This window comes from Stenotrophomonas sp. STEN033 (assembly GCF_056856655.1).
This window is the reverse complement of the sequence record NZ_JBXFWM010000006.1, coordinates 1-20,943: the sequence shown is the minus strand read 5'-3', so window position 1 is coordinate 20,943 and position 20,943 is coordinate 1. Positions and strand designations below refer to the sequence as shown.

The 20,943-nt window shown below is 63.9% G+C and carries 20 protein-coding genes; 13 read left to right on the top strand and 7 right to left on the bottom strand.

Annotated features, from left to right (window positions below):
* Positions 1 to 4 precede the first annotated feature (4 nt).
* The 4 genes from AC1VXC_RS03615 (at position 5) to infA (ending at position 3,073) form a co-directional block, all read left to right on the top strand.
* Positions 5 to 886: a metallophosphoesterase gene (locus tag AC1VXC_RS03615; RefSeq protein ID WP_481539429.1), complete on the top strand. Its 882-nt coding sequence runs from the start codon at positions 5 to 7 to the stop codon at positions 884 to 886.
* A complete protein-coding gene (locus tag AC1VXC_RS03610) occupies positions 883 to 2,025 on the top strand; it encodes a GNAT family N-acetyltransferase (protein ID WP_481539428.1) in 1,143 nt (380 codons plus the stop codon). The genes AC1VXC_RS03615 and AC1VXC_RS03610 overlap by 4 nt, the downstream gene beginning before the upstream one ends.
* A complete protein-coding gene (aat, locus tag AC1VXC_RS03605) occupies positions 2,022 to 2,756 on the top strand; it encodes a leucyl/phenylalanyl-tRNA--protein transferase (RefSeq protein ID WP_481539427.1) in 735 nt (244 codons plus the stop codon). The genes AC1VXC_RS03610 and aat overlap by 4 nt, the downstream gene beginning before the upstream one ends.
* 98 nt (positions 2,757 to 2,854) lie before the next feature.
* A complete protein-coding gene (gene infA / locus AC1VXC_RS03600) occupies positions 2,855 to 3,073 on the top strand; it encodes a translation initiation factor IF-1 (RefSeq protein WP_005409596.1) in 219 nt (72 codons plus the stop codon).
* A 232-nt stretch (positions 3,074 to 3,305) separates the two neighbouring features.
* Here the strand turns inward: infA and clpA are convergent, their stop codons facing one another.
* Together clpA and clpS are read right to left on the bottom strand one after the other, a co-directional pair.
* A complete protein-coding gene (gene clpA / locus AC1VXC_RS03595) occupies positions 3,306 to 5,585 on the bottom strand; it encodes an ATP-dependent Clp protease ATP-binding subunit ClpA (RefSeq protein ID WP_481539584.1) in 2,280 nt (759 codons plus the stop codon).
* A gap of 319 nt (positions 5,586 to 5,904) precedes the next feature.
* Entirely contained in the window at positions 5,905 to 6,225 is a 321-nt protein-coding gene (gene clpS / locus AC1VXC_RS03590; RefSeq protein ID WP_313172055.1) for an ATP-dependent Clp protease adapter ClpS, read from the bottom strand.
* A 104-nt stretch (positions 6,226 to 6,329) separates the two neighbouring features.
* On the opposite strand from clpS, the gene AC1VXC_RS03585 reads away from it, so the two are divergent.
* The 6 genes from AC1VXC_RS03585 (at position 6,330) to AC1VXC_RS03560 (ending at position 10,661) form a co-directional block, all read left to right on the top strand.
* Positions 6,330 to 6,806, top strand: a complete 477-nt coding sequence (locus AC1VXC_RS03585; RefSeq protein ID WP_313172057.1) for a hypothetical protein — start codon at positions 6,330 to 6,332, stop codon at positions 6,804 to 6,806.
* Between the two features lie 2 nt (positions 6,807 to 6,808).
* A complete protein-coding gene (locus AC1VXC_RS03580) occupies positions 6,809 to 7,273 on the top strand; it encodes an NUDIX hydrolase (protein WP_313172059.1) in 465 nt (154 codons plus the stop codon).
* Positions 7,270 to 8,391 carry a tRNA 2-thiouridine(34) synthase MnmA gene (gene mnmA / locus AC1VXC_RS03575; protein ID WP_313172061.1) on the top strand — a complete coding sequence of 374 codons (1,122 nt, stop codon included), beginning with the start codon at positions 7,270 to 7,272 and terminating at the stop codon, positions 8,389 to 8,391. The genes AC1VXC_RS03580 and mnmA overlap by 4 nt, the downstream gene beginning before the upstream one ends.
* A gap of 9 nt (positions 8,392 to 8,400) precedes the next feature.
* Positions 8,401 to 9,015: a high frequency lysogenization protein HflD gene (gene hflD, locus AC1VXC_RS03570; RefSeq protein ID WP_481539583.1), complete on the top strand. Its 615-nt coding sequence runs from the start codon at positions 8,401 to 8,403 to the stop codon at positions 9,013 to 9,015.
* Positions 9,016 to 9,141: 126 nt separating this feature from the next.
* Positions 9,142 to 10,332: a methyl-accepting chemotaxis protein gene (locus AC1VXC_RS03565; protein ID WP_313172065.1), complete on the top strand. Its 1,191-nt coding sequence runs from the start codon at positions 9,142 to 9,144 to the stop codon at positions 10,330 to 10,332.
* 140 nt (positions 10,333 to 10,472) lie between these two features.
* Complete coding sequence (locus AC1VXC_RS03560; RefSeq protein ID WP_482995002.1) at positions 10,473 to 10,661, top strand: hypothetical protein; 189 nt, start codon at positions 10,473 to 10,475, stop codon at positions 10,659 to 10,661.
* 382 nt (positions 10,662 to 11,043) lie between these two features.
* Here the strand turns inward: AC1VXC_RS03560 and AC1VXC_RS03555 are convergent, their stop codons facing one another.
* Positions 11,044 to 13,818 (bottom strand): bifunctional diguanylate cyclase/phosphodiesterase, encoded by a 2,775-nt coding sequence (locus tag AC1VXC_RS03555; RefSeq protein ID WP_313172291.1) that lies wholly within the window; start codon positions 13,816 to 13,818, stop codon positions 11,044 to 11,046.
* A 137-nt stretch (positions 13,819 to 13,955) separates the two neighbouring features.
* On the opposite strand from AC1VXC_RS03555, the gene AC1VXC_RS03550 reads away from it, so the two are divergent.
* Together AC1VXC_RS03550 and AC1VXC_RS03545 are read left to right on the top strand one after the other, a co-directional pair.
* Positions 13,956 to 15,200, top strand: a complete 1,245-nt coding sequence (locus AC1VXC_RS03550; protein WP_481539582.1) for a sensor histidine kinase — start codon at positions 13,956 to 13,958, stop codon at positions 15,198 to 15,200.
* 20 nt (positions 15,201 to 15,220) lie between these two features.
* Positions 15,221 to 16,951, top strand: a complete 1,731-nt coding sequence (locus AC1VXC_RS03545; protein WP_313172069.1) for an EAL domain-containing protein — start codon at positions 15,221 to 15,223, stop codon at positions 16,949 to 16,951.
* Positions 16,952 to 17,150: 199 nt separating this feature from the next.
* On the opposite strand, the gene AC1VXC_RS03540 is transcribed toward AC1VXC_RS03545, so the two are convergent.
* The 4 genes from AC1VXC_RS03540 to flgA all read right to left on the bottom strand — a co-directional run bounded on the left by AC1VXC_RS03540 (position 17,151) and on the right by flgA (position 19,801).
* A complete protein-coding gene (locus AC1VXC_RS03540) occupies positions 17,151 to 18,371 on the bottom strand; it encodes an ATP-binding protein (RefSeq protein WP_481529140.1) in 1,221 nt (406 codons plus the stop codon).
* Positions 18,372 to 18,456: 85 nt separating this feature from the next.
* On the bottom strand, positions 18,457 to 18,795 hold the full coding sequence (locus AC1VXC_RS03535) for a flagellar protein FlgN (RefSeq protein WP_313172071.1): 339 nt from the start codon (positions 18,793 to 18,795) through the stop codon (positions 18,457 to 18,459).
* Complete coding sequence (flgM, locus tag AC1VXC_RS03530) at positions 18,792 to 19,094, bottom strand: flagellar biosynthesis anti-sigma factor FlgM (RefSeq protein WP_313172073.1); 303 nt, start codon at positions 19,092 to 19,094, stop codon at positions 18,792 to 18,794. Before flgM ends, AC1VXC_RS03535 begins: the two co-directional genes overlap by 4 nt.
* Positions 19,095 to 19,156: 62 nt before the next feature.
* Positions 19,157 to 19,801, bottom strand: coding sequence for a flagellar basal body P-ring formation chaperone FlgA (gene flgA / locus AC1VXC_RS03525; protein ID WP_313172075.1), 645 nt, complete (start codon positions 19,799 to 19,801; stop codon positions 19,157 to 19,159).
* A 114-nt stretch (positions 19,802 to 19,915) separates the two neighbouring features.
* On the opposite strand from flgA, the gene AC1VXC_RS03520 reads away from it, so the two are divergent.
* The gene (locus tag AC1VXC_RS03520) at positions 19,916 to 20,872 is read left to right on the top strand and encodes a chemotaxis protein (protein ID WP_481539580.1); all 957 of its coding nucleotides are present in this window, start codon (positions 19,916 to 19,918) and stop codon (positions 20,870 to 20,872) included.
* The last annotated feature ends 71 nt before the right edge of the window (positions 20,873 to 20,943 follow it).

Below are 20,943 nucleotides of genomic sequence, written 5' to 3'. Positions count from 1 at the left end.
GCTGATGATCAAGCAGCTGCTGTTCCATGGCAGCTGGCTGGTCTTTCCTGTCATCGCCTGGCTGCTGTGGCGTTGGCGCAATCCGCGCCACCGGCCGGTGCTTGCGGTGCTGCTGCTTGGCTGCAGCGTGTTCGTCTGGGCACGCTTCATCGAGCCGCAGATGATCGTGATCAGGCACACCACGCTGGAAGGTACCGGCACCGCTGGCCGCATCGCCCTGGTCGGTGACATCCACCTGGGCGTCTACAAGGATCGGCGCTTCCTGGAGCGATTGGTGGCGCGCATCAACGATCAGGATGTCCACGCGGTGGCGATCGCCGGCGACCTGACCTACGAGCCGCAAGGCCAATCGCTGCAGGAGTTGTTCGCGCCGCTGGCGGACCTGCGCGCGCCTGCGTTTGTGGTGCTCGGCAACCACGACCAGCAACAGCCCGGCCCGGACATCGACAAACCCCTGCGTGCCGCACTCGCCGCGCATGGCATGAACGTCATCGAAGGACGCCTGCTCCGGGATACCAACGGCGTGAACTGGGCGGGCCTCGGCGACCGCTGGGCCGGCCGGGATGACGCGCGCTTCCTGCTCGGGGGCGGGGCATTGCTCGGACCCACGATCATTCTTGCCCACAACCCCGACAGCGCCATGCAGGTCTGCACCGGCAATGTGGCCGTTGTTCTCGCTGGGCATACGCATGGCGGACAGATCCGCATCCCCTGGCTGTACCGCAAGGTCATTCCGAGCGCTTATGGCTTCGATCGCGGTGAGCAGGTCATGCAGGGCGCCTGCGGTCCGATACGGGTTTTCACCACCAGCGGTACCGGAGAGATCGGCCTGCCATTGCGCCTGTTCAACCCACCCGTCATCGACGTATTGACGCTGGAACCATGAACCTGCGTTTGCAACCTCGTGTCCTGCACAGCCTTGCAGCGTTGCGCGCCGCGCAGTGGGATGCCCTGCATGACGGCAGCAACCCCTTCGTCGGCCACGCCTTCCTCAGTGGGCTGGAGCAGCATGGCTGCCTGCGCCCGGAATGGGGCTGGCAGGCCCAGCACCTGAGCCTGTGGCGCGACGACGAACTTGTTGCTGCCGCCCCCGGCTACCTGAAGCAGAACTCGCATGGCGAGTTCGTGTTCGATCATGCCTGGGCCAACGCGTATGCACGCCATGGCCTGGCGTATTTCCCGAAATGGCTGTGCGGCGTGCCCTATTCACCGGTCACCGGGCCGCGCCTGTTGGCCCGCAGCGAGGCTGATCGGCAGGCATTGATCGAGGCCATCGTTGGCCATGTGCAGGACAATGACTTGTCGTCTGCGCATATCAACTTCCATCTGGCCGATGAGAACCCATTGTTCGACGCGCAGTGGCTGCAGCGCGATGACGTGCAGTTCCAGTGGCAGCGCCAGCCGGGCTGGAAGAGCTTTGATGACTTCATCGGCGCGATGGATCACAAGCGGCGCAAGAACATCCGCCAGGAGCGCGCCAAGGTCGCCCGCGCCGGCATCCGCTTCGTCGTGCGCCATGGTGATGAGGCCAGCGCGGACGAATTGCGCGCCATGCACGGTTTCTACCTGCAGACCTTTGCCGAGTACGGCAACGCGCCGGCGCTGACCCTGGCTTTTCTGCGCCATATGGCCGAGCAGATGCCGCGTCAGCTGGTGTTGTTCCTGGCGATCCAGGATGGCGAGCCGATTGCTGGTGCGCTGTGCCTGCGTGGCGCGGATACGCTGTACGGACGCTACTGGGGCGGCGCCGCCCTGCCCGGCCTGCACTTCGAGACCTGTTATTACCAAGGCATCGACTACTGCCTGCGCGAAGGCCTGCAGCGCTTCGAACCCGGCGCCCAGGGCGAGCACAAACTGGCGCGTGGCTTTCTTCCAACACAGGTGCGCAGCCATCATTGGCTGGCCCATCCGCAGTTCCGCGAGGCCGCACGTGACTGGTGCGCCCGCGAGCGCGAGGATGTCGCGACCTATGGCGCAGACCTGCTGCGCCATTCACCCTTCAAGCTGGACGATCCATCGCAATGAGCAACAAGGGCCCGTTCCTGCTGGACAGCGCCAGCGATGCACCATTCCCGCCCGCCGAGCTGGCCTTGCAGGAGCCCGATGGCCTGCTTGCCGTCGGCGGCGATCTCAGCCCGGTGCGCCTGCTCAATGCCTATGCCGGCGGCATTTTCCCGTGGTTCTCCGAGGGCCAGCCGCTGCTGTGGTGGTCGCCGGACCCGCGCATGGTGTTCCGCACCGACAAGGTCCACCTGTCCTCGCGCTTCCGCCGCGGACTGCGCAACAGCAAGTGGACCATCCGCGCCGATACCGCGTTCTCGGAGGTGATGCAGGCCTGCGCCTCAGCCCCGCGTCCCGGCCAGGATGGCACCTGGATCACCCCCGCCATGCACCAGGCCTATGTCACCCTGCATCACCTCGGCTACGCGCATTCGGTGGAAGTATTTGACGAGGAGGCGTTGGTAGGTGGCATCTATGGTGTCGCCATCGGCCAGATGTTCTTCGGCGAAAGCATGTTCAGTGGCCGTAGCGGCGGTTCCAAGGTGGCACTGGCGGCCTTGGCCGGGACGTTGGCCCAATGGGGCTGGCCGTTGATGGATGCACAGGTGGAGAACCCGCACCTGCTGCGGATGGGCGCCGAGCATCTACCCCGTTCGGCGTTCCTCGAAAGCGTCCGGGAGCTGGTGCAACGACCCGGGGACGCGGGGGGCTGGACGCGCCGGTTTGGCGAGTTGGCTGCAGCGGCATTGGCCTGAATACCGAGGTTTAACGCAAACTTTGCATCCCGGCCCGCGAAAGCGTAAAATGCCCGCCCTTAGGCCCAATGGCCGTCCGCAGAACCGCACAGGACTACATGTCGAAAGACGACTCCATCGAGTTCGAAGGCACCGTCAGCGAGACGTTGCCGAACACCACTTTCCGTGTTCGCCTGGAAAATGGGCATGAAATCATTGCTCACATTTCCGGTCGCATGCGCAAGAACTACATCCGCATCCTGACCGGCGACCGCGTCAAGGTTGAGATGACGCCGTACGACCTGACCAAGGGCCGTATCACCTACCGCATGAAGTAATGCGGTAAGTCGAGCGTTAGCTGAAAGCCAGCCTTCGCGCTGGCTTTTTCGCGTGGCCAGGATTCCATGTAGTGCCGAGCCATGCTCGGCAGAAGCGTTACCGGAAATGCCCCAGTAGTGCCGAGCCATGCCCGGCACTACAAAATAAAACCCCGCATCGCTGGATGCGGGGGTTTGCGTGTGCCGAAACCATCCTGGCTTCGCGGCTTACGCCACTCCTGCAAGCGCAGGCTTACACCGTTGCCGGCAACAGATGCTCCGGCTCGGCTTCGGTCTCCACGATCAGTTCGCCGTCGCGGACGTCGATGCTGACCTTGCCGCCATTCAACAGCTTGCCGAACAGCAGTTCGTCGGCCAGCGGGCGCTTCACCTTGTCCTGGATCACGCGGTGCATCGGGCGTGCACCCATGTCCGCATCGAAGCCGTGGTGAGCCAGCCATTCGCGCGCGGCAGGGGTGGCCGACAACGAAACGTGCTTGTCCTGCAGCAGCATCTCCAGCTCGATCAGGAACTTGTCCACCACCCGCAGGATGTGATCGAAGCCCAGCGGCTGGAACTGCACCACGGCATCCAGGCGGTTGCGGAACTCCGGGGTGAAGCTCTTGCGGATCACCTCCATCGCGTCGGTGGCGTGGTTCTGCTTGGTGAAGCCGATCGAGCGCCGCGCGGCCTGGGTGGCACCGGCATTGGTGGTCATCACCAGGATCACGTTCTTGAAATTGGCTTCACGGCCATTGGTGTCGGTGAGCACGCCGCGATCCATGACCTGCAACAGGATGTTGAAGATGTCCGGATGCGCCTTCTCCACCTCGTCCAGCAGCAGCACGCAGTGCGGGGTCTTGACGATCTTCTCGGTCAACAGGCCGCCCTGGTCGAAGCCCACATAGCCCGGAGGCGCACCGATCAGGCGACTGACCGAATGCGGCTCCATGTACTCGGACATGTCAAAGCGCACCAGCTCGATACCCAGCTGCAATGCCAGCTGACGGGTTACTTCGGTCTTGCCCACGCCGGTGGGGCCGGCGAACAGGAAGTTGCCGATGGGCTTGTCCGGACTGGCCAGCCCGGAACGCGACAGCTTGATCGCGGATGCCAGCGATTCAATGCCCTGGTCCTGGCCGAAGATCACCATCTTCAGGTTGCGCTCCAGGTGCTGCAGCACGTCCTTGTCGGTAGCGGTGACCTGCTTGGCCGGGATGCGCGCCATCTTGGCGATGATGGCTTCGATCTCCTCGACGTCGATGCGCTCCTTGCGCTGCCCTTCCGGAAGCAGGCGCTGGCGTGCGCCGGCCTCGTCGATCACGTCGATGGCCTTGTCCGGCAGCAGGCGATCGGCAATGTGCTTGACCGACAGGTCCACCGCCGCCTGCAGCGCATCATCGGCATAGGTCACGCCGTGGTGGGCCTCGTACTTGGGCCGCAAGCCCTTGAGGATCTCGTAGGTCTCGCCAACGGTGGGCTCGACGATGTCGATCTTCTGGAAGCGCCGCGCCAGGGCACGGTCCTTCTCGAAGATGCCGCGGTACTCCTGGAACGTGGTCGAACCGATGCAGCGCAGCTCACCGGAAGCCAGTGCGGGCTTGATCAGGTTGGACGCATCCATGGTGCCGCCCGATGCCGAGCCAGCACCGATGATGGTGTGGATCTCGTCAATGAACAGCACCGAGTTGGGGATCTTCTTCAGTGCGGTGATCACGCCCTTGAGGCGCTTCTCGAAATCGCCGCGGTACTTGGTGCCGGCCACCAGTGCGCCAAGATCCAGCGAATAGATCACCGCATCGGCCAGCACGTCCGGCACTTCGCCATCGACGATGCGCTTGGCCAGGCCTTCAGCGATGGCGGTCTTGCCCACGCCGGCTTCACCGACATACAGCGGATTGTTCTTGCGACGACGGCACAGTACCTGGATGGTGCGCTCGATCTCATCGCGACGCCCCACCAGCGGATCAATCTTGCCGGCCTTGGCCTGCTCGTTGAGGTTGCTGGCGAACTCGGTCAGCGAATCGCCCTTGCCCTCGCCGTCGCCGCCCTCGACGCGACCCTCACCTTCAAGTGGGGAGGACATCTCCGGATCGTCGCCACCCTTGCCCACGCCATGCGACAGGTAATTGACCACATCCAGGCGGGTGACATCCTGCTGGTTGAGGTAATAGACCGCATGCGACTCCTTTTCGCCGAAGATCGCCACCAGTACATTGGCACCGGTGACCTCCTTCTTGCCGGAGGACTGCACGTGGTACACCGCCCGCTGCAGCACGCGCTGGAAGCCAAGGGTCGGCTGGGTGTCACGCCCATCGTCTTCGGCCAGCAGCGAGACCGAGGCATTGATTGCCTTTTCAAGCTCGCGCCCCAGTCGCTCCAGATCCGCGCCACACGCCTTCAGTACCGCTTGTGCCGAGGCATTCTCCAACAACGCCAACAATAGATGTTCAACCGTCATGTACTCATGACGGGCTTCTCGGGCGCGCTTGTAGCACTGACCAATGGTCTGCTCGAGGTCTTTACTGAACATAAGGCACTCCGGTTGCGGTTGGAGACAATATGCGGCCTGGCAACGATTTTTCCAGCACCCTAGCGACGAAGATGTAGACGCCGTGTCAGCAAGCCCGACAAATCGCCCCTGGCCATGAATCCTGCATTCAGTTTCAACGTAAGAACAGTGCCGACGCTGCTGCCGTAGCTATCAGGGCGCAACGCACCGTTCCGCTTTTCGCAGACCTTGCAGCTTTCCACTACCGGGGTTTTACACTGCCTGCACCGTTCGTGCGGCGCTGGCGCTGATAACCATGTCGCATGGTCAGCAGGGCGCGCGCAGACGCCCTGGCGCTGGCTCAGGCCCGCTCCATCGTGCACAGCAACGGGTGCTGGTTCATCCGCGAGAACTCGTTGACCTGGGCCACCTTGGTTTCGGCGACCTCACGGGTATACACCCCGCAGATGCCGCGGCCGCGCGTATGTACATGCAGCATCACCTGGGTTGCCTTGTCCATGTCCATGGAAAAGAAACTCTGCAGGACGGTCACCACGAAATCCATCGGGGTGTAATCGTCGTTCAGCAGCATCACCTGGTACTGCGGCGGGGGCGCAACCTCGGGTTTGCCGGGGGCAACCAGCAGGCCGTGTTCGCTGTCATGTTGGGTCTTTTGGGACATGTGTCGATTATAGCCGTTCCAGGTGGCCGTCTTTTGACCATTGGACGGCGGGCCCCCTGCCCCCGCACAATTTACAGGCTAACCATCCATTCCTTGGGGAAAACATGAAGAAATCCGTACTCAGCATCGCCTTGCTGGCCCTGGCTGGCGCCACCGCCGGGAGCGCGTTCGCCGGTGAACCCGACCGTGCGGTCGGCCGCCTGCTCGACACCTTGAAGTACAAGTACGAGGTGGACGCCGATGGTGACTACCAGTTGGTCTTCGAAATGGACGACGACCGCACCCAGCTTGTATTCGTGCGTTCCAATGTCGAGACCTATGGCAGCCATCATGTCCGTGAAATCTGGTCGCCGGGTTACAAGTCCTCCGGCCCGCAGTTCCCGGCGCTGGTTGCCAACCGTCTGCTGGAGGATTCCAACGACTCCAAGCTGGGCGGCTGGGTAAAGCAGGGTGAGGTTGCCATGTTCGTGGTCAAGATCGATGCCGATGCCAGTTCCGAGGTGTTGTCCGACGCCATCGACGCTGCCGCCAAGAGCGCCGATGCGATCGAACTGGAAATGACGTCCAAGGACGAGTACTGAGCGTGAATGCATTGCAGTCCCAGCGATGGGCGCCACATGTAACCGTGGCCACCGTGGTCTCCCGCGCAGGGCAACTGCTGCTGGTAGAGGAAGAAAAGAACGGCCGGCGGGTATTGAACCAGCCGGCTGGCCACCTCGAGCCGGGTGAGAGCCTGCTCGAGGCGGCTGTACGCGAAACCCGCGAGGAGACCGGCTGGGACGTGCGCCTGACCGGTTTCATTGGCAGTTACCAATGGACGGCGGCTGACGGCACGCCGTTCCTGCGCTTTGCCTTTGCCGCCGAGCCACAGCAGCACCACCCGCTGCAGGCGCTGGACACCGGCATCGTGCAGGCACTGTGGATGAGCCCGGTGGCCCTGCAGGCCGAGATGGCAAGGCTGCGCAGCCCGCTGGTCTGGCATACGATTTCCGATTGGCTGGCTGGCCAGCGCTACCCGCTTTCGATCGTGCGACAGGTGGCACCGTGACTACTCCAAAGATCGTGGTCGGCGTTTCCGGCGGCGTGGATTCGTCGGTGGCCGCGCTCACCCTGGTCCAGCAAGGCCTGGATGTGGCCGGTCTGTTCATGCAGAACTGGGCCGACGATGGCAGCGGCCATTGCCGTGCCGAGGATGATCGCCGTGATGCGGTCGCGGTCTGCGGCAGGCTGGACATTCCGTTCCATTTCCGCGATTTCTCCAGCGAATACTGGCAAGGGGTGTTCGAGCACTTCCTCGCCGAATATGCTGCCGGCCGCACACCCAACCCGGACGTGCTGTGCAACCGCGAAGTGAAGTTCAAGCACTTCCTGGACGCGGCCCGTGAGCTGGGCGCCGAGCGTATCGCTACCGGCCACTATGCCCAGGTCGACCACTCCGGCGGCCGCTGGCGGCTGCTGCGCGGCGCCGACCGCGGCAAGGACCAGAGCTACTTCCTGCACCAGCTGGGCCAGACCCAGCTGGCAGCGACATTGTTCCCGATCGGGCACATGGAAAAGAGCGAGCTGCGGCATATTGCCCGCGAGGCGGGACTGCCCACGCATGCCAAGAAGGATTCCACTGGCATCTGCTTCATTGGTGAGCGTGACTTCCGTGAGTTCCTGGGCCAGTACCTGCCCGCCCGCGAGGGCGAAATCCACGACCCCGATGGGCAGGTCATCGCCCGCCATCCCGGCGTGTTCTATTTCACCCTGGGCCAGCGCGAGGGCCTGAACATCGGCGGCGTACGTGGGCGCCCGGCCGCGCCGTGGTTCGTGGTTGGCAAGGACGTGGCACGCAACATCCTGTACGTTGACCAGGGGCATGACAGCCCCTGGTTGCAGTCCAACTGGCTGCGCAGCGAGACCATGCACTGGATTGCCGGTACCCCGCCCGCCCGGGAATTCGCCTGCACCGCGCAGACCCGCTACCGCCAACCGGACGAAGCCTGCACCGTAAAGGTGCGCGATGACGGCACGTTGGATGTGCATTTCGCGCGCCCGCAACGCGCCGTCACCCCCGGCCAATCGCTGGTGCTCTACGACGGCATGGAGTGCCTGGGTGGTGCGGTGATCGCTGCGACCGATGCACCTTTGGAGCGCCGCCTGGGCGCCCCTGTTTCCCCTTGAGAGATGACCATGACCTTTTCCATCGATGACCGTGTACTTGCCCTGGCTGGCATCGCCCAGGCCTTGCAGCAGGTACGCCGCATCGCAGAAACCGGCCATTCGGAGAGCGCCGTGGTGCGCACCGCGATGGACAGCGTAATGCGTATTGATGCCAGCTCGCCTGCCGCGGTCTATGGCAGTGCAACCCAGGTCGAGCCCGGCCTGCGCCTGCTGCGTGACTACTTCCGCAACCAGGGCAAGGACGACCTGCTGCCGCGGCTTGCCCTGTCGGTGATGCAGCTGGAACGCCGTTTCGTGCGCGAAGGCGCGACGATCGACAAGGTGGATGCCGGCATCGAGCGTGCTGCCGGCATCGCCCGTGAGCGCGGCGACAGCTGCCACCCGGACGTGCTCAATGCGATGGGCGCGCTGTATGCGGAGACCATCAGCCAGCTCAAGCCCAAGATCATGGTGCAGGGCAACCCGCACTACCTGGGCCAGGCGATGGTGGTGTCGGAGATCCGTGCGTTGCTGCTGGCAGCGGTGCGTTCGGCGGTGCTGTGGCGGCAGCTGGGTGGCGCGTACTGGGATTTCCTGTTCTCACGCAAGGCCATGCTCGAAGCCATCGAGCGCCGCCTGCGCTGAATGGCGACGCCCGCAGCCGCCGTGGTTGCGGGCTACGTCGCAAAACCTCCGGGGATTCGCGCCAGCAGGGCTAAAGACCCCCTGCCCACTGCCGATACTGCATTCGTGACTCTCCCGAGAACGTCCATGTATTCACGTATTGCAATCCGTTTGGCAGCCCCACTGGTCCTCACCCTTCTGGTCGTGGTTGCTGCTGCCCTGTCCTGGCCCTCGGCGGCCCTGTGGGCGATCCTGACCACCATGGTGTTGAGCTGGCTGGTGTTTGCCTGGTGGAGCGTGCATTCGCAAGCCCAGCGCTCGCCCGAGCATGCCAAGGTGCTGAAAGAGCAGGACCAGTTGCTCAACGAGCTGCGCAACTTCGTCAGCAACGAGATCGACGGCTCGCGCAGCGAGATCGAGCGCGCCCGCGAGCTGATCCGGCAGGCGGTCGGCGGCCTGGGCGGCAGCTTTGATGCGATGAGCCGCAAGTCGCGCCAGCAGAGCCAGGCGCTGGCCCGCATCGTTGACCGTGCCGGCGATGAAGGTGGCGGCGGTGTCGATGTTGCCCGCTTCGCCCAGAACGCCAGCCACCAGATGGAACAGCTGGTGGAAGCACTTGAGCAGGTCAGCGGCCAGAGCAGCAATACCGTGCAGCACATCGACCAGATGGCACAGCACCTGGACGGCATCTTTGCCCTGCTCGAAGACGTCAAGTCAATTGCCGACCAGACCAACCTGCTGGCTCTGAATGCGGCCATCGAAGCGGCGCGTGCCGGTGAGGCAGGTCGTGGCTTTGCGGTGGTGGCCGACGAGGTGCGCAACCTCTCCGAACGTTCCACCACCTTCAACGAGCAGATCCGCAAGCTGGCCCACAGTTCCAAGGACGCGATCGCCAAGGTGCGTGAAACCGTCACCCATATGGCGTCGCGCGACATGGACCGCTCCCGTGAGGCGCGCCTGGAAGCCGCCTCGATGTTGGACAGCGTGGCCGCCATCAATGCCTCGCTGGGCGATGGCATGCGTGAGATCTCCGAGTGCGGCCGCGCCATCGACGGCAGTGTCGCCGAAGCCGTGCGCGCCCTGCAGTTCGAAGACATCGCCACCCAGGCGCTGGGCGGCGTGCATACCCACCTGGACCGCCTGGGCGCGATCAACCGTGAAGCGGTCGCCCTGCAGGAACTGTTGCACCGCAATGGCGGCGTGTTCGACGGCGAGATGGTCAGTGCGCTGCAGCGTACCGGCAGCCGTCTGCGCGAAATGCGCGTGGAATGGGAGCGTCCGCCGCACAAGCCGGTTTCCCAGCAGAGCATGGGCGCAGGCACGGTGGAATTGTTCTGATTCCAGCCTGCTCCCGTTTTGCATGCAAGCCCCGGTCTTCGACCGGGGCTTTGCTGTTGCCTCGTCCACATTGATAGATGCTCAACCAGCGCCCCCCTGCCGACACGAATCCGGAGCCAGCATCGCAGCTGGCCGCCACCATGCCGCCAGTCGCCCCGGTCAGCGGCCCGGCGCTGAACCGCCGCGCGCAACTCGCTCAGCTCGAGCACAGCGCGCAGCAGGAAATAATGGCCTTGCGTGCGCGCCGCGATGGCGAGGGACATCCTGCGGGTGCAGAAACAGCCGACTGGCTGACATCCAGCATCGATTGGGACCTGTCTGTCCCCTGAAACACCCCCCCCAGCCGGTCAACATGCGTGCAAGCACAATGCCTTTCTTGTGGGAGCGGCGTAAGCCGCGAAGCACGCACATCATCAGATCAAGGCCTCCCAGCAACACCAGTTTCGCGGCTTACGCCGCTCCCACATCCAATGAGCAACCTGGCTCGGTGAGGGCAGAAGCAGCCGAGAGCTGATGTTGTGCAGCCGCTATCGGGTCACATGTCCTCGCACAGCGCAGCTGTTTTGCAGGAGCAGCGAAAACAGCGACGCACGGACATCACCAGAACAAGGTCTGTGAGAACACCAGCGTCGCGGCTTGCGCCGCGCCCCAGGACGAAAAAAGCCCGGCTGCGGATCAGGCAGCCGGGCTTGTATTCGTTCTTGCCGTCGGTCAGTGGGTTGCGCTGATCGTCGTCATCGCGGTGATGTTCGGCAGTTCAAGCAGTTCGGTGGGGCCGCTGCGCAGCCATTGCACCATTTCACGCGGGCGCAACGGCCGCGAGAACAGATAGCCTTGCAGCTCATCACAGCCCTGCTGGATCAGCATGGCCGCCTCTGCCGGGGTCTCGACACCTTCAGCAACCACACGCATGCCCAAGGCATGGCCCAGATGCACGATGGCCTGGGTAACCTCGGCGGTGCCTGCGTCGTGCAGCATGCCTTGCACGAAGCTGCGGTCGATCTTCAGCCGCTGCACCGGAAACCGATTGAGGTAATGCAGGTTGGAGAAGCCCGTGCCGAAGTCATCCACCGCGAGCGGGATGCCATGTTGCTCGAAAACATCGAAGCACTGCCTCAGCGCATCGGTGTCGCGGATCAGCGCCGACTCGGTCAGCTCCAGTTCGAGGCGCTGCGCTGGCCAGCCTGATTGCTGGCAGATACTGACCACACGTTCGGCGAAACCACGGTCCCGCAGCTGCAATGCCGAGACATTGACCGCGATACGCTCGAACTTCAGCCCTGCCTGCTGCCATACCGCAGCCTGCCGGCAGACTTCCTGCAGCACCCAGTCGCCGATATGGATGATTTCGCCACATTTCTCGGCAATTGGAATGAACTCGGCCGGGCTGCAGGAACCGATCTTGCCACTGTTCCAGCGCAACAAGGCCTCGATCGAAGGCGTGGCATCGCCATTGGCATGCACCAGTGGCTGATAGACCAGGCTGAACTCGTCGCGCTCGACCGCACCATGCAGGGCATGTTCAATTTCAACCCGACGCTGGGTACGGGCCAGTGCGTCCTGGCTGTAGTACTGGTAGGTGTTGCGCCCCGCCTCCTTGGCGGCATGCATGGCGGCATCGGCAGCACGCAGCAGGCTGTCGAAGTCGTTGCGACCCTCATCGAGCAGGGCGATACCCACGCTGGCACCGACCTTCAAGGTGACGTCCTCGCGGTATAGCGGCTCGGCCAGCGAGGCAATCAGCTTGCGGGCCACATGCCCTGCATCGTCCGGTTCCACCAGGTTGCGCAGGATCACGATGAACTCGTCGCCATTGAAGCGGGCGAACAGGTCCGCTGTGCGCAGATTCTGGTGCAGGCGTGCCGCAGCGGCCTTCAGCAACATATCGCCGGTAGCGTGACCGAAGGTGTCGTTGATGCTCTTGAAACCATCCAGGTCGATGAACAGCATTGCCAGGACGGCACCGCGCTCACGCGCCTCGATGATCGCCTCGGAACCTTGCTCACGCAGCAACATGCGATTGGGCAGGCCCGTCAGCAGGTCGTAGTGTGCAAGCAGTTCCAGGCGTTCATCGGCCTCGCGTTCGCGGGTGATGTCGCGGAACAACACCACGTAGCGTTCCGGCAGGCCGTCGCGCTGATCCAATTCGATCAGGACCTGCACCCACACCCGTTGCCCGGAGGGGCGGTAAAAGCACAGGTCCAGCTGTTCCGGAAGCCCACCCTCGGCGATGCGCGACAACGCGGCTTCAAAGCTGTCACGCGAATCTGGAATGTACAGATCCAGCGCCTGGTCCAGGGTTACCGGCTCCTTGCGCAGGCCATGGATGCGGTAACACTCCTCGGTCCATTGCATGGCACGGGTGCTGACCTCGATCTCGCAGCCGCCGATGCGGCCCAGCGCCGACACCCGGTTCAACAACTCGGTGCGCCAGCGGATCAGCGCGTCTGTACGACGCTGATTGCTGATGTTCTGCACCTGACCCAGCACCCTGTGCAGGGCGCCGGTAGCGTCGTAATCCAGCTCCACCCAGATGCGCAGCTGTTGCTGGGTGACCGGGTCACGGCCCCAGGTGATGTCAAAGCTGCCGCCCTTGGCCTCATCCAGCAGGCGCCGCCAACTGCAGAACAGATGCGTGCGGGCATCGCTGGACAGGTTGCGCAACCATTGCCGCCCGCTCGGCAACGTGGTGTTGCTCCAGCCGATGGCGGCGGCGAATTCCTCGGACCACTGCACGCGATTGCGCTGCGGCTCCCACACCCAACTGCCCATGCCGGCGACGCGTTGTGCCCGTCGCAGCAGGGCCTGCTGCGAGCGCAGTTCGTCCTCCAGCGATTTCTGCTGCTGGATGTCGGTATAGGTGCCGACCATCCGCAACGGTTGGCCGTCGGCCGCGCGTGCAATCACCTGCCCCCGATCCAGTACCCAATGCCAACTGCCATCGGTCTGGCGCAGGCGGAACTGACACGCAAACGGGGTCTGTGGATCGTGCAGATGTGCGGCAATCGCCTGGCGCAGCTGCAGCTGATCTTCCGGGTGAACTTCGTCCAATAGTCCGATGTCGGGCGGATCTACGTTGCCACCCGGGGTGGCACTGGTACGGATGACGGCATCGCTGACGATGTCCCAGTCCCATAAACTGTGACCTGCCGATTCCATCGCCATCGCCCAACGTGCATTGCGCGCCTCGGTGTCACTGGCCACCGAATACAGATAGCCCAGGGGAGCCGCCGAAGGCGATTGCACCGCGCTGAGCCAGCCCTCGAGTCGATGGCCGTCCCCCGGCAGCGGGCAGGCGACCGCATCCTGTTCGGCCAGTCGCTGGCGGATGCCAGCCAACTGCGGGCAGTAACGTGACAGACGTTCGGGCAGGCCCAGCTCCCTGGCCATGCCATTGGCGGCCAAGGGTTGCCCGTCCGTGTCCAACAGCACGACGGCCGCATTCAACGGATGACGAAGCAGGCTAGCTATGACGCCGCGATCCACGCGTTCTATCTCCAAGCCCGACAAACCGGGTACCCATTCGATAACGGCACCAACTCGGCAGAATTGAGCACTTCGTCGCCCGCCATGTGCACAAGCCGTTAAACTTGGGCGACGCTTGTCCGAAACCTCCTCCCAGCATGCGAGCCGATCCGGCAACTTCCGTTCCCTCCGTGTCCGTCGCATCCCTGCGGCGACGCGCTGGCACGTTCTGGTTGCAGGCACTGGCGGGTTTGCTGGCGATAGCCCTGCTGGCCTTGCTTGTAATTGCGGGTGATTTTTCCAGTTGGCAGGGAAAAAGTGTGATGGCCATCGCTATCGCGCTTTGCGGGACGCTTGCTCTGCTGTGCTGGCGCCTTCGCGCGACGCGATCATTGACAGAGGCCCGGCAGCGGCTGCCTGACGGTTTACAGCAACTGGCGGAACTACTCCCGGATGGGGTGATGATTGCCGAAGACAACACCGTTCTATATGCCAATGCCGCAGCAAGCAGCATCCTGGGCATCGCTGACGGCCGTAGCGACACGGCGGCACAACTGCTGATCAGTCTGCGCACGCACGCACCGCCTACGCACAATGGCGAGTTGCCGGTCCAGCTGCGTCGATCGGGGGGCGAGCCCTTCCATGCCATGGTGATCACCCAGCAGCTGCGGCACGCCGGCAAGACATGTCAACTTTTCGTCATCCGCGACCTGAGCGAGCTGGAGCATGGCCGGGCTGCGCTGGCCGCAAGCAACAGCGAGTTGCAGGCCATGGCAGGCCGCCTGTTCTCCTTGCAGGAAGATGAGCGGCGCTCGATCTCGCGTGATCTGCACGATGATATCGGCCAGGCCATCACCGCGATGAAACTGGCGGCCTGTGCCGCACGCGACGAAGACAGCAAGCCACGGCGGCAGGACGATATCGACCAGATCATCGAACTGGCGGACAGTACGGTGATCAAGCTGCGCAACCTCTCGATGCTGCTGCGCCCCCCGCAACTGGACGCGCTGGGCCTGGAGGCTGCCTTGCGCTGGCAGGCCGGCCTGCTGTTCCGCTCCACCGAGGTCGAGCTGTTGCTGGATGTGGACGCCCTCCCCCGCCGGCCCAGCAACGAAGTGGAACAGGCCTGCTTCCGGATTGCCCAGGAAAGCCTGACCAACGCGCTGCGCCACGCCAGTGCCAGCCAGGTGTCACTGTCGCTGCGCGACGGCAGCAACGGCGACCTTCACCTGCAGGTGGTGGACGATGGCGAGGGCTTTGATCCCGCCGGCCCGCGTGGACTGGGCATGATCGTGATGCGCGAACGTGCACAGAGTGCCGGCGGCAGCCTGCACATCGAGACCGCGCCGGGAGCAGGCACCCGTATTGACCTGCGCCTACCCTACGCAATGGCCGCACAGTGACCCCGCAAGGACCCCGCCCGATGTGGAATGCCACTCCCTCTTCGCTTGGTGATCGCGGCGACGCGCGCCCAGCCCGGCTGGGTGCCGGCAACCCGGAACTGGCCACCCTGGTGGATGCCGCCAATCGCACCGGCACCTCGCTGATGCTGTTGCATCTGGATATCGACCACTTTGCCTCGGTCAACGAGAACATGAGCGCCGAGGTCGGTGACCAGGCATTGGTACTGATTGCCGAACGCCTGCGGGGCTTCCTCGGCGATCGCGGCAGGCTATGGCGGCACGGCAGCGACGAGTTCCTGATCGCGGTGCCCCGCAGCACCCAGACGCCTTCGCCCGAAGACTTGGCAGAACAGATCCGCCAGCAGATCGAGCTTCCGCTCTCGGTACTGCCCTACACCCTGTTCCTGACTGCCAAGATCGGCGTCAGCCTTTGCCCGGAACACGCCAACACGGCCACCGGTGTGCTGGATCTTGCCGAGGACGCACTGCACCAGGCCGGCCGCGAAGGGGGAAACTCGGTGCATGTGCATGTGCTGCACAAGCCCAGCAGCGCCCACAGCGAAAGCATCATCTCGCGCCAGTTGGTGGATGCCATCGACAACGGCGAGCTGCGCCTGCGCTACCAGCCGCTGGTCAGCGCCCGCGATGGCCACGTGATGGGCATGGAGGCGCTGTTGCGCTGGCAATCGCCCACCCTGGGCATGCTGGTGCCGGAACGCTTCATGCGCACCGCCGAGCGCCTGGGCATCATCGTGCAGATTGGCGCCTGGGTGCTGGAAATGACCTTGCGCCAGGCCAAGGTGTGGCGCGACCAGGGATTCGAGGACTTCAACGTCGCGGTCAATGTATCGACCCTGCAGCTGTTGCGCCCGAACTTCTTCACCGAAGTGATGGCCATGCTGCAGTCGATTGGCGTCCCCGCGCGGATGTTGACGCTGGAAATCAACGAAAGCGCCCTGACCAACAACGTCAACTTCGTCCATGAGACGTTGGCCAACCTGCGTAACGAAGGCATCAGCCTGTGCCTGGACAACTTCGGCACCGGTGACTCCAGCCTCAGCGCATTGGTTCGCTACCCGGTGGACAAGCTCAAGATCGACCGCAGCTTCATCAAGAGCGCGCCGGCCGCCAACCGCGAGGCGGCCATCAGCCGCGCCATCATCGCCATGGGCCATCAGCTGGGCATGACGGTGATCGCCAATGGCGTGGAATCGCAGGCACAGCTGGGCTTCCTGCGGCGCAATGACTGCGATGTCTTCCAGGGGTATCTGTTCGGCGAGCCAATGTCGGCCGATGCTGCCGGCATGACCTTGCGCCGGCGCTACCTGCGCCCGGAGGCGTTTGCCGAAACCCGTCCGGATCGCACCTTGTTGCTGCTCGACGACGAGGAGAACGTGCTGCGCTCGCTGGTGCGCCTGTTCCGTCGCGACGGCTATCGGATCCTGGCCGCCGGCAATGTGCGTGATGCCTTCGATCTGCTGGCGATCAATGACGTGCAGGTGATCCTGTCCGACCAGCGCATGAGCGACATGAGCGGCACTGAATTCCTGGGCCGGGTGAAGATGTTGTACCCGGATACGATCCGCTTGGTGCTGTCCGGCTATACCGACCTGAACACGGTCACCGACGCGATCAACCGTGGCGCGATCTATCGCTTCCTGACCAAACCCTGGAACGACGACGACCTGCGTGAACACATCCGTCAGGCCTTCCGCACCCATGATGAGAAACAGGGTGTGGGCGCTTCGTAGGGTTGAGCCAGGTCGTTGCAGCTTTTGTGGGAGCGGCGTAAGCCGCGAGGCCGCTGATGGCCAAACCCCTATGCACTGGTTGCAACTGCGCGATGCACTTCTGCGTTCGCAGATAGGCGAGGACTGACACGGCATCAGCTTCGCGGCTTACGCTGCTCCCACAATCCTGCAATCCAACAATTCGGCAGCACCCATCCGCCTATTTCGGCTGGCGGATCGGCAGCACGATGCGGAAGCAGGAACCCTCGCCTACGGTGCTGTCCAGGTCGATGCGACCGTGATGCTTGTTGATGATGCCGTAGGAGATCGACAGGCCCAGCCCGGTGCCGCTGCCCACCGGCTTGGTGGTGAAGAACGGATCGAAGATGCGCTGGCGCAGTTCCGGCGAGATGCCTGCACCGTTGTCCTTGAACTCGACCCAGACCTCGTCGCCACTGACGCCGGTGCTGACCACGATGTTGCCGCGTTCGGCGATGGCATGGCCGGCGTTGAGCAGCAGGTTCATATAGACCTGGTTGAGCTCGGAGGGCAGGCATTCGATCATCGGCAGTTCGCCATAACGGCGTTCCAGCGTGACCTTGTACTTGAGCTCGTTCCAGATGATGTTGATGGTCGATTCGAGGCCGGCGTGCAGATCGACCAGCTTCCATGATTCATCGCGGCCGGAGTACGAGAAGTCCTTGAGGTCGCGCACGATGCGGGTGACCCGCTCGATACCCTCGCGTGATTCGGCCATCAGCTGCGGCAGGTCGCGGCTGATGAAATCGATATCCAGACGATCACGGATGTCGTCGATCTCAGGGATCAATGCCTTCGGGTCGGGCGCGCGCAAGGCACGCTCGTAAGCCTCGATCACGGTGAACAGGCTGCGCAGGTACTCCTGCAGGCTGCCCAGGTTGGAGTGGACGTAGCCGATCGGGTTGTTGATCTCGTGCGCGACGCCCGCAGCGAGCTGGCCGATGGAGGCCATCTTTTCCGACTGCAGCAGTTTTTCCTGGGTACCATTCAGCCGCAGATAGGCCTGGCGCAGCTCGGCGTGGCGCTGCTGCAATTCGCGCTCGTAGTCTTCCGGGCCGTCGATATGCTGGAACAACGCCAGGAAGGCTTCGCCAGCGGCATCGCTGTGATGATGCAGATGCAGGGTGATGACGCGCTCGCCGATCGGCAGGCTGCCGATCCAGCTACCCGAATCGCGGGCCTGCGACAGCGCGAACGGCGGCAACAAGGCCTCGAGCTGGCGGCCAAGGTCGGCACTGCCTGCTCCATCCACGCCAAACAATTCACGTACCAGGCCGTTGGCGATGCTGACTTCAAACTTGCCGCTGAACACCAGCATCCCGTGCTGGACGCGTTCGCCCAAGGCTCGCAAGGTGGACGCCGAGGGCGGTGGCGTGAGGAGGCTGCTATCGGTCTGGGTCACGGCGGTCGGTGCAAACGAGGACAGACCGCCACTATAGCCGGATGTGGGTATCCCATCGCGCCCCCAAGGCGCGATACCTGCTGGGTCAGGCGACGGCGAGTGGCCGCCGTGCGTGTACGGTCTGCGCCTGCCCCTTGGCGTCGTAAGCGGGCGCGCTCTCGCTGCGGCCCAGTTGTCGCAGGGCCCAGTTGACCTCGCGCCGGCGTCGCGCCAGCAATACCCCGTTGGCGTGGTTGCGTTCGGCCAGCTCCTTGAGCTTTTCGGCCTCATGCAGCGGCGGCTGCCGCTCCAGTTCGCGCAGGGCGTCCAGCTTCCTGCCGGTGGCGGCAACCAGGGCCGCCACATCGTGCTCGGCCAAGGCGCGCTGTTCGCGGTCCAGCGCTTCGCTCAAACGCTGCAACGGGTCGCCCATGGTGAGGTTCATCCCTGCAACTGCCGGTCCAGGCCCAGCATGCGCGTCGCGATGGCGTCGGGGTTGATCTTGTAACTGCCGTTCTCCAGCGCCTCGCGCACGGCTTGTACGCGTGCCTGGTCAATGGCCGGAGCGGCGCTCAGCTCGCGCTGTACCGCCTGCAGCTGGGTGGCCTCTCCGGTCAGGCGCACGCTGTCGGCTGCCTCAACCGGCTTGGGCTTGGCATCGCCTGCTGCGGCCACTTTGGTGTTGACGGCCACACTGCGCAGTTGCGCTGCGGCTGCAATACCACCGTCGATTTTCTGGCTCATGTGATGGAGTCCTGATTCGGTTCAAAAACGATAACGGCCGCTTCGGGCAGTTCTTTAGCAATTTATCGGCTTACCAGCACATCGCCGCCGGGGGTGGCGACACCTTGCATTACCCGGCGTGAAGACAGGTTCTCGACGGAGACCCGCTCGCCTTCACCGGCGTCCCCCAGCGCCTTGCCGGCCATCCGCACCTCGACCCCGCCGCGACGGGACACCAGGGCGACATTGTCGCCACGACGCACCGTGCGCGGTGCCACCAGATCAGTCGCCGACAGCAGGCTGCCCGCGCTCAATGCGCGTCGGGCCACCCTGCCCACTGCTGCCTCCGGCTTCAACAGTACCGCACCGGCCAAGCGCGCCGTATCGCGTTTGACCGTACTTATATCGGCAGCCGCCAGCGTTTCTCCAGCGGCCACGCCACGCGCCAGCACCAGCACCTGCTGTTCACGCCGCACCTTCACCGGTACGAACAGGCGCCAGCCACCGGCTTGCGGACAGGCCACTTCCACCGTGGTGTTGGCGGTGACCCTGGCCTGCAGCGCCTGCGTGCAGGCGGGCAGGCGCAGGTTCGCGTCGAGATTGGCCTCGCCACTCTCCCCTTCCCCCAAGGTAGCCAGGGCAGCTGCACGGATGGACTCCACCGACTGGAAAGTGGTGGCTCCGGCCAGTGACGGCAACAACAGGCAGATATAAAGGAGTAAGCGCATCGGCAGCGGCCGCCCGGTCCAGGATTGATTCGACAGGCTTCGGTGCAAGTGCCGTGCCAACTCCCGTCAAGACCGGCGCTCAAGTTGTCATACCTTGCCGCCGATACAGCACACATGTCACAAGACCTGCTCAACCGAATTGACCAGCGCACCCGGCTGGCCGGCCACAACCGTCTCGCACTGCTGCTGTTCCGCCTCGGCGGCCGTCAGCTTTTTGGCGTGAATGTCTTCAAGGTGCAGGAGGTGCTGCGGCGCCCGGCATTGTTTCAGGTGCCAGGCTTGCCAACCCAGTTTGCCGGTGTCGCCGACGTCCGTGGCCGCTCGGTGCCGGTGCTGGACCTTGGCCTGGCCATTGGCCACCCCGAACGCGAGCCTGAGGCAGACACCTCGCCAGGCTATCTGGTGGTAACCGAGTTCAACCGTTCGGTGCAGGGATTTCTGGTCAGCGGGGTTGAGCGCATCGTCAACATTGCGGTGGAAGATATCCACCCACCGCCGGAGTTGGGCGCCGAATCGACGTATTTGACCGCCGTTACGCGCTTCCAGGGTGAGCTGATCCAGGTCACCGACGTGGAAAGCGTACTGGCCGATATTGCCCAGGTACGCAGCGAGGCGGTGCTGGATCCGTCGATGGCGCTGCCTGCCGATGCCCCGGCGATGCAGGTCCTGGTGGTCGATGATTCGCGGGTGGCACGGCAGCAGATCCGCAGCGTACTGGACCAGTTGGGCGTCAGCGCCACCCTGCTCTCCGACGGCAAGCAGGCATTGGAACACCTGCTGCAGATCCATGCCTCGGGTGAGAACCCGGCTGAGCGCTATGCCATGGTCATTTCCGACATCGAGATGCCGGCGATGGATGGCTACACCTTGACGACGGAAATCCGCCGCCATGCAGGGTTGGCGGGCCTGTATGTGCTGCTGCATACCTCCTTGTCGGGCGTGTTCAACAACGCCATGGTGGAACGCGTGGGCGCCAATGCCTTCGTGGCCAAGTACAGCCCGCATGAATTGGCGGATTTCGTCCTGCAGCGCCTGCGCCATGTGGCTCAGACCCAATACGCGTATAACTGAGCCGGCTCCACGGTAGTGGGGGGGGGGGGGGGGGGGGGGGGGGGGGGGGGGGGGGGGGGGGGCGGGCGGGG

Coding starts and splice junctions, on each gene's coding strand:
- infA (WP_005409596.1), top strand. CDS start 2,855: ATGTCGAAAGACGACTCCATCGAGTTCGAAGGCACCGTCAGCGAGACG.
- AC1VXC_RS03565 (WP_313172065.1), top strand. CDS start 9,142: ATGTATTCACGTATTGCAATCCGTTTGGCAGCCCCACTGGTCCTCACC.
- flgM (WP_313172073.1), bottom strand. CDS start 19,094: ATGAGCCAGAAAATCGACGGTGGTATTGCAGCCGCAGCGCAACTGCGC.
- hflD (WP_481539583.1), top strand. CDS start 8,401: ATGACCTTTTCCATCGATGACCGTGTACTTGCCCTGGCTGGCATCGCC.
- AC1VXC_RS03610 (WP_481539428.1), top strand. CDS start 883: ATGAACCTGCGTTTGCAACCTCGTGTCCTGCACAGCCTTGCAGCGTTG.
- aat (WP_481539427.1), top strand. CDS start 2,022: ATGAGCAACAAGGGCCCGTTCCTGCTGGACAGCGCCAGCGATGCACCA.
- AC1VXC_RS03560 (WP_482995002.1), top strand. CDS start 10,473: ATGCCGCCAGTCGCCCCGGTCAGCGGCCCGGCGCTGAACCGCCGCGCG.
- AC1VXC_RS03550 (WP_481539582.1), top strand. CDS start 13,956: ATGCGAGCCGATCCGGCAACTTCCGTTCCCTCCGTGTCCGTCGCATCC.
- AC1VXC_RS03535 (WP_313172071.1), bottom strand. CDS start 18,795: ATGAACCTCACCATGGGCGACCCGTTGCAGCGTTTGAGCGAAGCGCTG.
- AC1VXC_RS03615 (WP_481539429.1), top strand. CDS start 5: ATGATCAAGCAGCTGCTGTTCCATGGCAGCTGGCTGGTCTTTCCTGTC.
- flgA (WP_313172075.1), bottom strand. CDS start 19,801: ATGCGCTTACTCCTTTATATCTGCCTGTTGTTGCCGTCACTGGCCGGA.
- AC1VXC_RS03545 (WP_313172069.1), top strand. CDS start 15,221: ATGTGGAATGCCACTCCCTCTTCGCTTGGTGATCGCGGCGACGCGCGC.
- clpS (WP_313172055.1), bottom strand. CDS start 6,225: ATGTCCCAAAAGACCCAACATGACAGCGAACACGGCCTGCTGGTTGCC.
- clpA (WP_481539584.1), bottom strand. CDS start 5,585: ATGTTCAGTAAAGACCTCGAGCAGACCATTGGTCAGTGCTACAAGCGC.
- AC1VXC_RS03585 (WP_313172057.1), top strand. CDS start 6,330: ATGAAGAAATCCGTACTCAGCATCGCCTTGCTGGCCCTGGCTGGCGCC.
- AC1VXC_RS03520 (WP_481539580.1), top strand. CDS start 19,916: ATGTCACAAGACCTGCTCAACCGAATTGACCAGCGCACCCGGCTGGCC.